The organism is Saccharomonospora sp. CUA-673, assembly GCF_001942305.1.
GTDB lineage: Bacteria > Actinomycetota > Actinomycetes > Mycobacteriales > Pseudonocardiaceae > Prauserella.
Window position 1 is genome coordinate 38,694 of record NZ_MKKE01000028.1, and the last position, 15,465, is coordinate 54,158.

Annotated in this window: 13 protein-coding genes and 1 tRNA gene; 5 read left to right on the top strand and 9 right to left on the bottom strand. The window is 69.9% G+C overall.

Translation table 11 applies throughout. The annotated features are described in order from the left end of the window. Positions 1-60: 60 nt before the first annotated feature. Complete coding sequence (gene polA / locus BJF85_RS14085; RefSeq protein WP_255375629.1) at positions 61-2,742, bottom strand: DNA polymerase I; 2,682 nt, start codon at positions 2,740-2,742, stop codon at positions 61-63. Positions 2,743-2,874: 132 nt separating this feature from the next. Here polA and BJF85_RS14090 point away from each other — a divergent pair, with 132 nt between their 5' ends. Together BJF85_RS14090 and BJF85_RS14095 are read left to right on the top strand one after the other, a co-directional pair. Then, a complete protein-coding gene (locus BJF85_RS14090; protein WP_075848031.1) occupies positions 2,875-3,330 on the top strand; it encodes a hotdog fold thioesterase in 456 nt (151 codons plus the stop codon). Positions 3,331-3,389: 59 nt separating this feature from the next. Continuing rightward, positions 3,390-5,129 carry a hypothetical protein gene (locus tag BJF85_RS14095; protein ID WP_075848033.1) on the top strand — a complete coding sequence of 580 codons (1,740 nt, stop codon included), beginning with the start codon at positions 3,390-3,392 and terminating at the stop codon, positions 5,127-5,129. Between the two features lie 65 nt (positions 5,130-5,194). Here BJF85_RS14095 and BJF85_RS14100 read toward each other — a convergent pair whose 3' ends face one another. Beyond that, entirely contained in the window at positions 5,195-5,809 is a 615-nt protein-coding gene (locus BJF85_RS14100) for an ANTAR domain-containing response regulator (protein WP_075848035.1), read from the bottom strand. A gap of 198 nt (positions 5,810-6,007) precedes the next feature. Here BJF85_RS14100 and BJF85_RS14105 point away from each other — a divergent pair. Beyond that, a tRNA-Leu gene (locus BJF85_RS14105) sits at positions 6,008-6,081 on the top strand. Positions 6,082-6,152: 71 nt separating this feature from the next. Here the strand turns inward: BJF85_RS14105 and BJF85_RS14110 are convergent. The 6 genes from BJF85_RS14110 to BJF85_RS14130 form a co-directional block, all read right to left on the bottom strand. Continuing rightward, the gene (locus tag BJF85_RS14110; RefSeq protein WP_139320626.1) at positions 6,153-6,566 is read right to left on the bottom strand and encodes a hypothetical protein; all 414 of its coding nucleotides are present in this window, start codon (positions 6,564-6,566) and stop codon (positions 6,153-6,155) included. 168 nt (positions 6,567-6,734) lie between these two features. Beyond that, positions 6,735-7,307: a hypothetical protein gene (locus BJF85_RS14115; protein WP_075848039.1), complete on the bottom strand. Its 573-nt coding sequence runs from the start codon at positions 7,305-7,307 to the stop codon at positions 6,735-6,737. A 101-nt stretch (positions 7,308-7,408) separates the two neighbouring features. Further along, the gene (locus BJF85_RS14120) at positions 7,409-9,028 is read right to left on the bottom strand and encodes an ABC transporter ATP-binding protein (RefSeq protein WP_075848041.1); all 1,620 of its coding nucleotides are present in this window, start codon (positions 9,026-9,028) and stop codon (positions 7,409-7,411) included. A gap of 112 nt (positions 9,029-9,140) precedes the next feature. Further along, the gene (locus tag BJF85_RS14125; RefSeq protein WP_222844556.1) at positions 9,141-10,004 is read right to left on the bottom strand and encodes a DUF1611 domain-containing protein; all 864 of its coding nucleotides are present in this window, start codon (positions 10,002-10,004) and stop codon (positions 9,141-9,143) included. Beyond that, positions 10,001-10,300, bottom strand: a complete 300-nt coding sequence (locus tag BJF85_RS28980) for a hypothetical protein (RefSeq protein WP_222844557.1) — start codon at positions 10,298-10,300, stop codon at positions 10,001-10,003. Before BJF85_RS28980 ends, BJF85_RS14125 begins: the two co-directional genes overlap by 4 nt. Before the next feature lie 181 nt (positions 10,301-10,481). Then, the gene (locus BJF85_RS14130; RefSeq protein ID WP_075848043.1) at positions 10,482-11,375 is read right to left on the bottom strand and encodes a LysR substrate-binding domain-containing protein; all 894 of its coding nucleotides are present in this window, start codon (positions 11,373-11,375) and stop codon (positions 10,482-10,484) included. Positions 11,376-11,479: 104 nt separating this feature from the next. Between BJF85_RS14130 and kdgD the strand changes: the two genes are divergently transcribed. Both kdgD and BJF85_RS14140 read left to right on the top strand, forming a co-directional pair. Continuing rightward, positions 11,480-12,415 (top strand): 5-dehydro-4-deoxyglucarate dehydratase, encoded by a 936-nt coding sequence (gene kdgD / locus BJF85_RS14135; RefSeq protein ID WP_075848045.1) that lies wholly within the window; start codon positions 11,480-11,482, stop codon positions 12,413-12,415. After that, positions 12,412-13,989 (top strand): aldehyde dehydrogenase (NADP(+)), encoded by a 1,578-nt coding sequence (locus BJF85_RS14140; protein WP_075848047.1) that lies wholly within the window; start codon positions 12,412-12,414, stop codon positions 13,987-13,989. Before kdgD ends, BJF85_RS14140 begins: the two co-directional genes overlap by 4 nt. Here the strand turns inward: BJF85_RS14140 and BJF85_RS14145 are convergent. Next, complete coding sequence (locus tag BJF85_RS14145; RefSeq protein ID WP_075848049.1) at positions 13,986-15,239, bottom strand: DUF222 domain-containing protein; 1,254 nt, start codon at positions 15,237-15,239, stop codon at positions 13,986-13,988. The two genes, BJF85_RS14140 and BJF85_RS14145, sit on opposite strands and share 4 nt — an antisense overlap. Positions 15,240-15,465 lie beyond the last annotated feature (226 nt).

Genomic DNA, 15,465 nt, shown 5'->3' on the forward strand with positions numbered 1-15,465 from the left:
GCCGCGCGGCGGGCCGCACGCAGCCCACAACCGGACCAACGAGGGCCCGCGTGTACCGGTTCAGTGGGCCGCGTCGTCCCAGGAACGGCCGAAGCCCACCGACACCTCGAGCGGCACGGCGAGTTCGTAGGCCGAGCCCATCTCGCGGCGCACGAGCGTCTCGATCTCGGCGTGCTCGCCGTCGGCGACCTCGATGACGAGTTCGTCGTGCACCTGCAGCAGCACCCGGCTGCGCAGTTCCGAGGCGGCCAGTGCGTTCTGCACGTTCAGCATGGCGACCTTGATGATGTCGGCGGCGCTGCCCTGGATGGGCGCGTTGAGCGCCATCCGCTCGGCCATCTCGCGCCGCTGCCGGTTCTCGCTCGTCAGGTCGGGCAGGTAGCGACGCCTGCCGAAGATCGTCTCGGTGTAGCCGGCCTTCGCCGCCTCGTCGACGACGGTGCGCAGGTAGTCGCGCACGCCGCCGAAGCGGGCGAAGTAGTCGTCCATGAGGCCCTTGGCCTCCTCGGTGGAGATCCGCAGTTGCCCGGACAGTCCGTACGCCGACAGGCCGTACGCCAGGCCGTAGTTCATCGCCTTGATCTTCGCCCGCTGGCCGCCGGTGACCTCGCTCGCCTCGACGCCGAACACGGCGGCCGCGGTCGCGGCGTGGAAGTCCACACCGGACTGGAACGCGCTGATCAGATCCTCGTCACCGGACAGGTGCGCCATGATCCGCATCTCGATCTGGCTGTAGTCGGCGGTCATCAACTGGTGGTAGCCGTCCCCGACGACGAAGGCCTCGCGGATCTGCCGGCCCTCGTCGGTGCGGATGGGGATGTTCTGCAGATTCGGGTCCACAGAGGACAGGCGGCCGGTCGCGGCGATCGTCTGGTGCAGCGTCGTGTGGATCCGCCCGTCGACCGAGACCGCCTTGATGAGGCCCTCCACGGTGCTGCGCAGCCGGGCCGCGTCGCGGTGCTCGAGCAGGTGCTGCAGGAACGGGTGCTCGGTCTTCTCGTACAGCGTCTGCAGCGCGTCCGCGTCGGTCGTGTAGCCGGTCTTGGTGCGCTTGGTCTTCGGCATGCCCAGCTCGTCGAACAGCACCACCTGCAGCTGCTTGGGCGAACCGAGGTTGATCTGCTTTCCGATGACGCTGTGGGCGTTCTCGGTGGCTTCCTTGACCCGCGCAGCGTAGTGCGCCTCGAGGGTGGTGAGCCGGTCGAGGTCGACGGCGATGCCCGCGGCCTCCAGCTCGGTGATCACCGACAGCAGCGGCAGTTCGATCTCCGCGAGCAGCGAGGTGCCGCCGATCGTCTCGAGTTCGCCCGCCAGAGCCTCGCCCAGTTCGGCGGTGGCCCGCGCACGCACCAGCTCGTCGTGGACGAGTTCGTGCTCCTCGTCGTGGTCGGCGCCGCCGGAGGTGTCGAGCAGCGACAGCTGCCCCTGTCCGCCCGCGGATTCGGACCGCAGTTCGCGCTGCAGATACCGCAGGACGAGGTCGGCGAGCTCGAAGGTGCGCTGACCGGGCCGGACGAGGTAGGCGGCCAGCTCGGTGTCCATGGCCAGGCCGCGCACCCGCCAGCCGCGCGCGAGCAGCCCGTGCAGCGGCGCCTTGAGCGCGTGGCCGACCTTGCCGACCGCCGGATCGGCGAGCCAGGCACCCAGTGCGGTCTCGTCGGCGGGGTCGAGGGTGGTCAGGTCGAGGTAGGCGCCCTCCCCGTCCGGGGCGGCCAACGCGATCGACGCCGCGTCGGCGGTCACGGACGCGCCGGTGGTGCGCACGGACAGTCCGACGGTCGTGCCCGCAGGGGCGTGCTGCGCCAACCACGCCGCGACGGTGCCCGGTTCGAGCGCGGCGCCGGTGACCGTGAAGCCCTCGTCGGCCTCCGGTTCCGCGCTCGAGAGGGTCGCGAACAACCTGTCGCGCAGCACGCGGAACTCGAGTTCGTCGAACAGCCGGTGCACCGCGTCGCGGTCCCAGGCGCGGACCTCGAGGTCGGCGGGGGTGGACTCGAGCGGCACATCGCGCACCAGCTCGGTGAGCTGACGGTTGAGCAGCACCGCGTCGAGGTTGCTGCGCAGCGCGTCACCGACCTTGCCCTTGACCTCGTCGACCCGGTCGACGAGGTCGCCGAGGGAACCGAACTGGCGGATCCACTTCGCCGCCGTCTTCTCCCCCACGCCGGGAATCCCGGGCAGGTTGTCCGACGGGTCGCCGCGCAGGGCGGCGAAGTCCGGGTACTGCACCGGGGAGAGGCCGTACTTCTCCTCGACGCCGTCCGGGTCGAAGCGGACGAGGTCGGACACACCCTTCTTCGGGTACAGCACGGTGACCGTGTCGGTCACGAGCTGCAGCGCGTCGCGGTCGCCGGTACAGATCAGCACCTCGTAGCCCGAGCCGCCCGCCTCGGTGGTGAGCGTGGCGATCAGGTCGTCGGCCTCGTAGCCGCTCTTCTCCAACGTCGGGATCGCGAGCGCGTCGAGCACCTGCTTGATCAGCTCGACCTGGCCCTTGAAGTCGTCCGGCGTGGCCGAGCGGTTGGCCTTGTACTCGGCGAACGTCTCGGAGCGGAAGGTCTGCCGCGACACGTCGAAGGCGACGGCCAGATGCGTGGGCTCCTCGTCGCGCAGCAGGTTGATCAGCATCGAGGTGAACCCGAAGACGGCGTTGGTGACCTGCCCCGTGGACGTGCGGAAGCGGTCGGCGGGGACCGCGAAGAAGGCACGGTAGGCCATCGAATGGCCGTCGATCAGCAACAGCCGCCCGGTGGTGGTGGCTGCCTCGGGCGGGGTGGTGACGGTCTCGCCGGTCTTCGCGTCGGGGCTCACAGCCGTGAGTCTAGGGTGGGGCACCGACAGTGCCGCGGGTCGTATCGACGACGGGAGCGACGAGTGACCGACACCGATTCCAGTACCGGTTCCGAGCAGGCGTTTCGCGAGGCGCTGGCGGGTATCACGCCCGAGATCGCGGCGCAGCAGCTCAACGAGAAGGTCGGCATGGTGTTCGGCGAACTCTCGCCCGAACGTGTGACCGCGACGATGCCTGTGGAGGGCAACCTGCAGCCCTACGGCCTGCTGCACGGCGGCGCCAACGCGGTGCTCGCCGAGGCACTCGGGTCGACGGTCGCCGCGCTCAACGCGGGCGAGGACCGGATCGCCGTGGGCATCGAGCTCAATTGCACGCACCACCGTTCGGCCACCGCGGGCACGGTCACCGGCGTCGCGACCCCGTTGCATGTGGGCCGCAGCGCCGTCACCTCGGAGATCGTGATCACCGACGACGCGGGACGGCGCACCTGCACGGCCCGCCTGACCTGCATGGTCCGCGACCGACCCCCGTCGGCCTGAGCATCGCCGGCGTGACTGGCTAACCTGCCCCCGACCAGCGGCGTGACAGAGGAGATCCGATGAACCGCGACGAGCAGGTGGCCGCCACGACGAGCATGCTGTCGACCTACCTCGCCACCGGTGCGGCCGACGAGCCGGACTTCGACGTCGACACCGAGCTCGTGCACGAGGCGTACCGGCTGCTCGTGGACGAGTGCGGGGTCGACGACCTGGCCCGGATCGGCAGCGGGGACCTGACGCGCCTGCTGCTGGAACTGTTGCCGCAGGCCCGGCCGGACACCGATCCGAACGCCCTCGTCGACGCCGTCGACGTCCTGGCCGACTTCGCCTTCGACGGCGCGTTCATCGACGAGGACCTGCACGGCGAGCTGCTCGAGGAGCTCGACACGGCGGAGACGGCGATGTTCGGTTCCCTCGTCGACCCGCGCGTCCCGGGCAACGAGACGAGCCTGAAGGAGCTGTTCAACCTTCCCGACCGGCTCGGCCCGATCCGCCTGCCGGACGAGCCGGAACTGGCCGAACGGGCGCGCGGCTCCGAACTGCTCACGCGGGTGCGCACGTTCGCCGAACAGCGGCTCGACGGCGCCTCCACCGCGGACGCGGCCGCCGCGGCCGGGATTCCCGACGGCGATGTGGCCACGGTGTCGCGGCTCGCCGACGAGCTCGGATTCATCACGATCGACCTCGACACGGCGGATGCGGACACCACCGAAGGCACCGGGAATTCCGCCGGTGATGCGGCCGGGACGCGTGGCGACACGTTCGACGAGTGGCCGGACGGGGACGACGACACCGTCCTGACCGTGTGGGGGCATGCACTGAACTGGCTCCTCGCCTGGAGCCTGCCGCTGGACGCCGAGGACACCGGCGAGGAGACACTCGACTTCACCGGCACCTCGGCGTGGTTCGCGCCGCTGTTCATGTCGTGGCGGGTCGGGCTTCCCGTAGGCGCGATCAGCGACATCATGGCCGACATCGCGGGTGACGAGCTCACGGCCGATCGAGCGAAGGCCGCGTGGACGGCGTGGACGGCCGAGCACGGCGACCCCGCGGAGGTGCTGCTGAGCCGGCTGGCCGGGCTGGGCGCGGTCGAGCTCACGGAGTCCGGCGCAGGATCCGAGTCGGAGGCGGCGACCGGCGGAACGCTGGCGCGCATCTCCGATCTCGGCGCGGCGTCGCTGCGCGCCGAACTGATCGAGTCCGATATGGACATTCCGCTGCTGCCCGAGCCGGACGAGGTCACCGCCGCCGATCTCGTCGAGGTGCTGATGCACGGACTCGACGGGGAGCTCGAACAGGAGGCGTCGACGTGGTTCGCGGCGCGCACGACCGAGGAGGCGGCCGACGCGCTGCTCGCCGAGGCCGCGGCAGGCGACGCGATGCGCCGGGCCGGCGCGCTGGGGCTGGTGCGCGCCTACACCGGCGCGGAGGCCGAACCGGCGTGGCGCCGCGCGGTCGACGCGCCGAACGTCGGGCTGCATGCGCGCAACGAGCTGGCCGCGATGCACGGGGAGGACACCGGGCTGTCCGACGACGAGATCGGCTGGCTCGTGGTGGACACGATCGCGGCGCAACTACCGCTCGACACCGGACATCCCGAGGACGCCGAGGAGCTGCAGGGCCTGTTGACCCGGCTGGTCAGTGCGGAAACGGTGTCCGTGGTGGAGTCGATGTGGCGGGCGGATCACCCGGACGTCGTCGCCGTGCTCACCGCATTGGGCGACCGGCATCCGGACAAGGCGATCGCGAAGGCGGCGCGCAAGGCGAGCCGCAAGGCCGCCGACCGCGACCGTTCCTGACGACAACGGCGCTCCGTCACCGTGGTGACGGGGCGCCGTTCGTGGGGCTCGGCGGAGCGTTCGCTCTACTCGGCGATGCTCTCGATGACGGCCTCGGCGACCGCCTTCATCGTGGACCGGCGGTCCATGGCGGTGCGCTGGATCCAGCGGAACGCGTCCGGTTCGCTGAGACCCTGCTGGCTCATGAGCAGACCCTTGGCCCGGTCGATCACCTTGCGCGTCTCGAGCCGGTCGGTCAGGCCGGCCACCTCGGACTCGAGTGCCTGCAGTTCGGCGAACCGGCTCACGGCCAGTTCGATCGCGGGCACCAGGTCGCGCTTGGCGAACGGCTTGACCAGGTAGGCCATGGTGCCGGCGTCGCGCGCACGCTCCACGAGGTCGCGCTGGCTGAACGCCGTCAGGATCACCACCGGGGCGATACGGTCGCCCGTGATCTTGGAGGCCGCCTCGATACCGTCCAGCTTCGGCATCTTGACGTCGAGAATCACCAGGTCGGGCTTGAGCTCGGTCGCCAGTTTGATGGCTTCCTCGCCGTCGCCGGCCTCGCCGACGACCTCGTAGCCTTCCTCGCGCAGCATCTCGACGAGGTCGAGACGAATCAGCGCCTCGTCCTCTGCGACCAGCACACGACGCTGGGGCGCCGCGGCCTCTTCGCCGGCCTCGGTTGCCGCTTCGGTCACAGGGCTCCTCCTGGGACGATCAAACACGTAGAGACATGGCGGGTTTCGCCACGTGAAGACTACCTGCTACGTCGCTGACCGTGACGATGGCCTTCGCCACGCAAGGTGATCACATGCTGGAAACCTACCCCGGCACCGCGCGTGCTAACCCGAATGCCGCCGGCAGCACCACGCCGAGTACAGTGATCGGCACCGCACGCCCCCGTAGCCCAATTGGCAGAGGCACACGACTCAAAATCGTGCAAGTGTGAGTTCGAGTCTCACCGGGGGCACTTCGACACCCAGACATACGAGAAGGGGCCGATGATCTCGCGATCATCGGCCCCTTCTTCGTGCTCCACGCTCAGGCGGGCGGCGGCACCCGCACCGAGTACGCCTCGCCGAGTTCGGCGCAGTGGATCCGCAGCGACGGACGCACCGATCCGTTCGACGGGGCGATCGCCAGGATCAACCGGTGTTCCTCGTTCGGGCCGAGATCGATGGGCTTCTCGGCGGTCGGCAGGTGCCGACCGAGGCGGAGGCCGGTGGCCTCGCCGGGTTCGATCACGACCTCGTTGGCGGGAACCGGGCCGGTGTTGACGAGCCGGTAGACCAGACCACTGACGTTCTCCAGACGGAACGCCGGCGCGTGGTTGTCGGTCGGCTCCTCCCGGCGGCTGCGAACCCGGCGGCCGATGTTCTTGGCTCGGCTCGCCACTCGTCCCATCACTCGTGTCCCGATCTCTTTCGCGTCGTCCTGCTTGCGCACAGCGGTCAAACCCCACACCGTCGAGTAATCGAATAACCACTTGCGCGCAGGCGGAAACTCCCGCCGCGCGCCACCGCACTACCGGTAGACGCGGTTCGTACTACCCGTCGTTCGCAGGCCCGCCGATGTTACGAATCCCAGTTCAGGACGCCGCGATGATCGACCCGGGTCCGGTGATCAGTCGTCGTCGTTGCAGATCTGCACCTCGACGCGACCGTCGTCGAGTTCGACCTCGAGGTCGAGCTGCTCGCGGCCCTTGCGGAACTCGATCTCCACCTCGTCGCGGTCGCGGCTGTCGACCGACTGGCGCCAGCCCTCGGACGGCTGGACTCCGCGCAGCACCAGGCGGTTGCCCTCACGGACGACCTGGGCGGTGCCGGCCTCGTACACCTGGTACTCGCCGCTGGGCTGCGGCGGCACGTCCACGCAATCGTCGTAGGCGGGCTTCGGCGGCAGGTAGCCCGGCAGGCCGCCCTGCTCCTGTCCGCCCTGCCCCTGACCCTGGTCGTCGTGCCGGTCGTCGCCCTGGCCGTCGTCGGACTGCTGCTCGTTCTCGGCCGGCGCCGACTGCTCGGGGCTGCGCTCGGCGCTGCCCACCTCGACGGGCTCGGGAACCGACTGCGGGGCGTCGCCCGCGTTGTCTCCCCCACCACCGCAGGCACTGAGCGTGAGCGCGCCCGCGGCAACAACAGCGGCGATCTGCGCGACCCGGCGGGTCCGAGCGCTGCGGGAAAAGGTCGTGCTGTTCATGGCGTGTACGGCCTCCTGTCGTAACGTCCTGTGCTCGTGGAGCGTAAGCAATGAATCACGGGCGTTCCGTGAACGCATCATGAGGAAATCTTCAGACAACCTCAGCCAACCCCGCCCCTGCTGAGGGGGCTGCGCGCACTGGTTGGACGGGCGAAACCGGCGGCGATGACGCGGCCCGGGGTCGCCTCGGCGGCCGGGTCGGTGGCGAGGTCCCACACGTCCCAGCCGATCTCGCCGGGCAGCAGCCGTTCGGGTGCGTCGGTGGCCAGGACGACCACGCCGGGGTAGTCGGCGAGCAGCCGCTGCACGAGTTCCGCACCGCCTGCGCCGAGTTCGTCCTCGATGTGGTCGAGCACCACCAGCGGGGGTCGGGCGTACAGCGCGCGGGCGAGCTGCAGCCGCGCGCGTTCGGGCGGCGCCAGGGGTTCGCCGCCGCGGCGCAGTGTCGTCCGCTCCCCCTCCGGCAGTGCGCGCACCCGTTCGGCGAGCCCGACCGCTTCGAGTTCCCGGTCGACCGGCAGGTCGGATTCCGGGTTGCGGTAGCGCACGGCGCGCGCGACGGTGCCGCGTTCGAGCGCCAGTCCGCGTGCCGCGTAACCGACGTGCCGGCGACGTGCGGCGGGCCGAAGACTGCCGAGATCGCGGCCGGCCACGCGCACCCACCCGCGCGCCTCGGATCCGGTGCCCGCCAACAGATCCAGCACGGCGGCAACCCGCTCCGGGGACTCGCTCCGCAGCACCACCCGCGCGCCCGGCGCGGCCACCAGACCCGGCAGCCGCACCCCGCCGACCGCGAGGTCGTGGACGTGCACCTCCGCCGCGCCACGGACCTCCCCGCCGTCGGCACCGCCGCGGGACGACGCCCGGGACGGTGTCGCGCGCGCCAGCTCCGGGGCGAGGATCCGCCGGGCGGCGAGGTAGGACTGCCGGTACTCGACGATCCGGCCGAGGTCGTGGATCGGCGTGGCCAGTACGCCGACGATGGTGATCGTCGTGGCCACGAGGGCGTGGGTGAGACCGGCGCCCGCGCCGACGATGACGACGCCGAGGGTGGCGAGCGCTGCGGTGGACACGGCGGTGCCGCGCAGGTAGCCGGCCACCCGCGCCCGCTGGATCGCGGTCTTCTGCACCCGGCCGCTGAGTTTGCGCAGCCGCCCCAGTTCGCGGTGCACTCCTCCACCGGCGCGGATCGCCGAACCGGCCGCAACCGTGTCGGCGACCTGCGAGGCGAGCCGGCCACGCGCCCTGCGCACCGTCCGCGCCCGCATGTACGCGACGCGCGCGAGCGCGGCGAACACACAGGCCAGCACCACGACGGGTCCCACGACGGCCAGGGTCAGTGCCGGGTGCAGGCTCGCGAGCACCACCAGCACGCCGAGGATCAGCGGGATCCCGCTCGCCAACGGTGCGATCCCCCAGGCGATCCAGTTGCGCACCGCCGTCAGGTCGTTGGTGGTGCGGGCGATCGTGATGCCGACCGACGGTCCGCGCCCCTCGCCGAGTGCCGCGCCGAGCAGGCCGAGGCGGATCTGGTGCACGTAGTCCTGACTCAGCTTCTCCGCGAGGATCCACTCGACGACCCGCACCCCGCCCATGCACACGGCCGCCAGCACGAGCACGCCGAGCCACGTCCACCGGTCGCCGGGAACGGCCGAGAGCAGCCGCGGCATGGTGAACGCGGTGACCCCGGCCAGGGCCGCCTGTCCCAGCCCGGCGCACACCAGCAGCGCGAACGTGAGACGCCGCCGCCGGTGAGCAGCCGTGGCAACGCGGCAGCCTCGGCAGCGGTGTCCCGCTCGCCGCGTTCGTCGGGGTCGCCGTTGTCGGCAGTGCTCACAGCACGGTCCTGACGACGTCGGGTTCGGTCAGGTCCGAGGTCTCCACCACCGGCACGTCGAGCATCGACCGTGCCTCGCGCATCGCCAGCGGTGCCGACGTCAGCACGCCACTGACGGCGGCGACCTGCAGACCCGCGCGCGTCAGCACGTCCATGCCGCCGATCGCGCCGGCGGCACCGTCCGCGGCGAACACCACGCGGTCGACGACGGAGCGGAACACCGGGTGCGTCAGCAGCTGTGCCGTCTCGTCCTGGTAGAGCCCGTCGGCGATCTCGACGACCACGACGTCGGTGTCCGGGGTGGACAGTTCGGTGACCACCGACGCGAGCAGGGCGCGCACCTGCGCGGGCGCGAGACGGAAGGTGGAGGCGAAGCCGAAGTCGGTGAAGTCCAGCACCTGGCCGGCACCCGCGTCGGCGAAGCCGTGCGGGTCGCCGCCGGCTCCCGTTCCCGTCACCTTGCCCGCCGAGACGGTGAGCCCCGAGCGCACGAGGCCGCGGATGAGGGAGGAGACCGTGGTCGACTTGCCCGAGTTCATCGACGTGCCGAGCACGGCGACGACCATGGGTCCGGGACCCATCCGCGGGGCGAGCGCCTGCCCGCCGAGGCGGCGTTCGGCGAACCGGCCGAGGGTCACGACGCCGTGGTCGTCGGCGAGCAGCCCCAGCGGCTGGATCGCGGTCGCCTCCGACACCTTGGCGTGCTTGGAGGTCGCCAGCGCCGCCAGGCCGCCGGCGGCGACGAGGTTCACGGGCCGCAGGTCGCCGGGCACCTCGGCCTCGAACTGGTCGGGTGCGTAGCGGTGGCCGTAGGCGACGAGGATCTCGTCGCCCACGTACAGCAGCTGGCGCCGACTCACCGGGCTCTCCAGCCGGGTGTGCATGCCGAGCCGTTCGACCCTGGCCAGGACGACGTCACCGGGGTCGGGCGTGACGTCGGGGCCGTCGAGCAGCGTGTAGCCCGTCGGGTCGCGTCGATGCGCGCGGCGACGGACCGGGTCGTGTACGCCTTCTTCGCCCTGCGGAGGCGGGCCGCCGACAGTTCCGGTCGCGGCTGCGTTCCCGGTGCGGTGGCCGATTCGATCGCCGGCTCTGCAACGTGCACGCGGACCGCAGTCGCCGCCGGCGGGCCGATCTGATCGGTGGAGACGCTCATGGTGCCCCTTCTCTTCCCTCTGCGAGCGCGCGATCCCACGCGCCGTCAACAAAAAGAAAGTTACCGACGCCGAATGAGCCCTTAATGGAAAACGGATGAAGAACCCCTCATCGACGGTTCCCGGGAATTCTGCGGAGATGAATATCCGTCGACGTGGACATGTTTCAGCCGTGAATGGAAATCACCCATAGCGCACATTCTCGGCGAGGGTGAGGTCGAGAAAGGTGCGTAAGGCCGGATTGTCGTTGTCGGCCCGCCAGGCGACATGAAGTTCGACCGGTTCGGCCACCGGGGTGCGCACGCGGCGGAACACCAGCCCCTCGAACCGCAGCCGCGCGGCCGTCTCGGGCACGAGCGCGATGCCCATGCCGGCCTCGACGAGCGCGAGCACCGTGTGCACCTGGTGTGCATGTTGCACGTGGGTGGGCCGGACGTCGGCGGCGCCGAGGACGCCCACGACGAGGTCGTAGAAGTAGCGCGCCTCGAGGGGCGAGTAGCCGACGACGTCGGCGCCGTGCAGTGCCGACAGTGCGATCTCGTCCTGCACGGCGAGGGGGTGGTCGACGGGCAGCGCGGCCATGAGCGCCTCGCTGCGCACGAGCCGGGATTCGACGGCGGGCGGCGTGGGCGGCCGGACGAGTCCGGCGTCGAGCGTGCCGGCGGTGATGCGGTCGATCTGGTCGCGGGTGACGAGCTCGCTGAGGACGATCTCGACGTGGGGCAGCTCGCGCGCGGCGGCGCGCAGCACGGTGCCGAGCACGCCGTAGCCCGAGGTGGCCGTGAACCCGAGACTCAGCACGCCGGCGCGGCCGTCGGTGACCCGGCGCACCGATTGGGTGGCGTTCTCGGCGTCGTTGAGCAACCGCCGGGCGTCTCGCAGGAACGCCCGACCGGCCGGGGTGAGGCGCACGGTGCGGCCGCTGCGGTCGATGAGCGTCACCCGCAGTTCCTTCTCCAGCTGCTGGATCTGCCTGCTCAGGGGCGGTTGCGTCATGCTCAGCCGCTGCGCCGCGCGACCGAAGTGGCCTTCCTCGGCGACGGCGACGAAGCCGCGGAGCTGGTGGATCGTGAACATCGATGCGCTTCCTGTATCAGAGGATGCCGAAATGGAGTTGGACGTGCATTGAACGTCGAGCCTAGCGTTGGGGCACGGGCAATCACACCTGGAGGAAGCACGCGATGTCCCAGTTCACGCCTCGGGAAGCGGCCGACCAGCTCGCCGGCGGTCTGCTGTCGTTCCCGGTGACCCACTTCCGCGACGATCTGAGTTTCGACGAGAAGGCGTATCGCGAGAACGTCGCCTGGCTCGGCCAGTTCGGTGCCGCGGGACTGTTCGCCGCGGGCGGCACGGGCGAGTTCTTCTCGCTCACCCCGGACGAGGTGTCGACGGTCGTCGCGGCCGCGGTGGCGGAGTCTCCGGACGGTGTTCCGGTGATCGCGCCGACCGGGTACGGCACGGCCACGGCGGTCGAGTTGGCGCGCGCCGCGGAGCGCGCGGGGGCCGACGGGCTGTTGTTGTTGCCGCCGTATCTGACGGAGGCGTCGCAGGACGGCTTGGTGGAGCACGTGAAGGCGGTGTGCGCGGCCACGTCGCTCGGCGTGATCATCTACAGCCGGGCGAACGCGGTGTACACCGACGAGTCGGTGGCCAGGATGGCGGAGGCGTGCCCGAATCTGGTCGGGTTCAAGGACGGTGTCGGCGATATCGAGCGGATGACGCGGATCCACACGCGGCTCGGTGACCGGTTGACCTACATCGGCGGGCTGCCGACGGCGGAGACGTTCGCGTTGCCGTACCTGGAGATGGGGGTGACGACGTACTCGTCGGCGATGTACAACTTCGTGCCGGAGTTCGCGCAGCGGTTCTACTCGGCGGTGCGGGCGCATGATCGGGCCACGGTTGATCGTCTTCTCGCCGATTTCGTCCTACCCTATTGCGACATCCGCAATCGCAAGGCGGGGTACGCGGTCAGCATCGTGAAGGCGGGGATGCGGGCGATCGGCCGTCCGGCGGGACCGGTCCGCCCGCCGTTGACCGATCTGACGGGCGACGAGCTGACGCAACTGGACGAGCTGATCTCGAGGATCTCAGCGGGGACGAAGGAGTCTGCATGACGGTGACCGGACGCATGATCATCGCGGGTGAGTCGGTGGCGGGCACGGGCGCGGCGGTCCGGGCGGTCGATCCGAGCACGGGTGAGGAGTTGGACCCGGCGTTCGCCCACGGCACGGGCGCTGACGTCGAGCGTGCGTGCGCGGCCGCGTGGGAGGCGTTCGGTGCCTACCGCGCGTTGGCGGCGGGTGCGCGGGCGGATTTCCTGGATCGGATCGCCGCGAACATCGAGGCGGTCGGCGACGAGCTGGTGGAGCGCGCGCATGCCGAGTCGGGTTTGCCGGTGGCGCGTCTGACGGGTGAGCGGGGCCGGACGACGGGCCAGTTGCGCATGTTCGCGACGTTGGTGCGGGACGGCAATGTGGAGATCCCCCGCATCGATCCGGCGCAGCCGGATCGTACGCCGCCGCGGGCGGATATTCGGCAGCGTGAGGTGCCGTTGGGGCCGGTGGCGGTGTTCGGGGCGAGCAATTTCCCGTTGGCGTTCTCGGTGGCCGGTGGTGATACGGCGTCGGCGCTGGCGGCGGGGTGTCCGGTGGTGGTGAAGGGCCACGATGCGCATCCGGGCACGTCGGAGCTGGTGGGCCGCGCGATCGCGGACGCGGTTGCGGAGTCGGGGTTGCCGACGGGCACGTTCTCGTTGTTGTTCGGGTACGGCCCGGATCTGGGGACGGCGTTGGTGTCGGATCGGCGGATTCGCGCGGTGGGCTTCACGGGTTCGCGGCAGGGTGGGCTTGCGTTGGTGGCGGCCGCGCAGGCGCGGCCGCGGCCGATTCCGGTGTATGCGGAGATGAGCAGTACGAATCCGGTGTTCTTGTTGCCGGGTGCGTTGGCCGAGCGGGCCGGCGACATCGGTGCGGCGTTCGTGGGTTCGTTGACGTTGGGTGCGGGCCAGTTCTGCACGAACCCGGGGATCATCATCGGTGTCGACGGCCCGGATCTGCAGCGTTTCGTCGACGCGGCGACGGAGGCCATTTCGGGTTCGGGTGCGGCGACCATGTTGACGCCGGGCATCGCGGATGCGTACGCGTCGGGGGTGACGCGGCTGGCGGGCCATGAGGGTGTCGAGGTCGTGGCGCAGGGTCCGGAGCAGGAGCGTCCGATCACGTGCCGTCCGGTGTTGTTCGCCACGGACGCGGATCGTTTCGTCGGCGACGAGGCGTTGCAGCAGGAGGTGTTCGGTTCGGCCGGCATCGTTGTGCGCTGCAAGGATGTCGATCAGCTGCACGCGGTGGCCGACGCATTGGAGGGCCAGTTGACGGCGACCGTCCACACCGGACCGGGCGACGAGCGCCTGGCGGCCGATCTGTTGCCGGCTCTGGAGTTGCTCGCGGGCCGCGTGTTGTTCAACGGCTGGCCCACGGGTGTCGAGGTGGGTCACGCCATGGTGCACGGCGGCCCGTTCCCGTCGACGTCGGACAGCCGCACCACGTCGGTGGGCACGCGCGCGGTGGAGCGTTTCCTGCGCCCGGTGGCCTACCAGGACGTGCCGGCGGAGTTGCTGCCGAGCGCGATCGCGGACGGCAACCCGGACGGCCTGCTGCGCCGGGTCGACGGTGTTCCGGGCAAGCACTAGAACGGCGGGGTGTCGGACGTCCTGTCGTCGGGATCGGATGATCGCGGCGGCAGGACGGTCTCGTGTTTGTCGGTGTACGTCACGCCGAGTGGTGTGGTGACCGAGGACGTGCCGTGGACCGGGTCGTAGTGGGTGACCCAGCCTGGTGCGTTCTTCATGCGGTGGTGTCGTCGGCAGCGGGGTGCGGCGTTGCTGGTGGACGTTGAGCCACCGTCTCTGGCCCACTGCTGTTGGTGGTCGAAGTCGCAGTGGCGGGCAGGTCGTCGACACCAGGGCACGACGCACATGCGGTCTCGCACCTCGACGACCTTGCGGATCGTCGAATTCGGACGATACGACGATCGGCCCAGGTCGACAGGGTTGCCGGTGGCGGGGTCGCAGAGGACTTTGCGCCAGGTCGACTTCGGATTGGTCATGATCTCGCGCGCGTACGCGGCAGGGACCGGACCGATCCCGTCGATCGATGCCCCGGTCTCGGACATCGACAGGGCCGTGTCGATCGGCATGTGGAGATACACCATCGCGGCAGACTGCGGCACGACCACTCCCGGGTCGTTGCCCAGCAACAGGTCGGCGAACACATCGGCACGCAACTGGTCGAGATTCCGCGACGAGTCGGAGAGCCGAAGCTTGCGAGCCATGGCGTCGACCCGCGCGTAGGCGGCTGAAGCAACGTCGGAGGGCAGATCGGCCGAGATCCGAGACTGGGCATGGACCCCGTGGTCCAGGGTGACCTTGCGCCCCTCATGAGCCATGTGAGCAGCAGCGGTCTCGGCACCAGGATCGACCTGCTTGACGATCTGCGAAGCATGCCAAGCCATATTCCGAGGCTGCCACGCCGTAAGCGACAGCCGCCCCAGCTTCTCTTCCAGTAGCCGGTCAACCTCAAGGGCATCGGAGTCGGAAACCGGCGCAACAGCATTCAGTACTCGCTCAGCGCAATACCGATCCACCTGCCCCTCGCGCATAGCCGCAAGCAGCCGCGGCATCCGATAAGTCAGGGCCAAAGCGGTGTGAATCCGATCCAAAACCCCCTGAGGCGACAGTCGAAGCTCAGGCGCCAACGCTTCAGCCAACGACCGTCGCTCCACCGAATACGACGACGCGCCGTCATCGAGCGAAGCAAGAAACGACACCTCAGCAGCATCAGCCCGAGCCCGAACAGCCAGCACCGACCGAGCCTCGCCGACAATCCCCTCAACATCTCTCACGCAACCAACAATACCGAACAAACGATCGACTGTAATCACCCATTGGGGCCACAACAAAACCTAACCCAAAGTAACCCATCCAACCCCACAAGAACCGCCAACCGCCGAAGCGAAGCAAGCAGAACCGCCACCCACCACCCCACCCACAGAACCGCCCCTGTGAAGTGTCATCCCGTCGACCTAAACCGAAACCATCACACTGCAGTCAGGGCGCAACCCAAAACCAAACAGGCGACCCAAACAACGAAACCTTGCGCCCTGACTG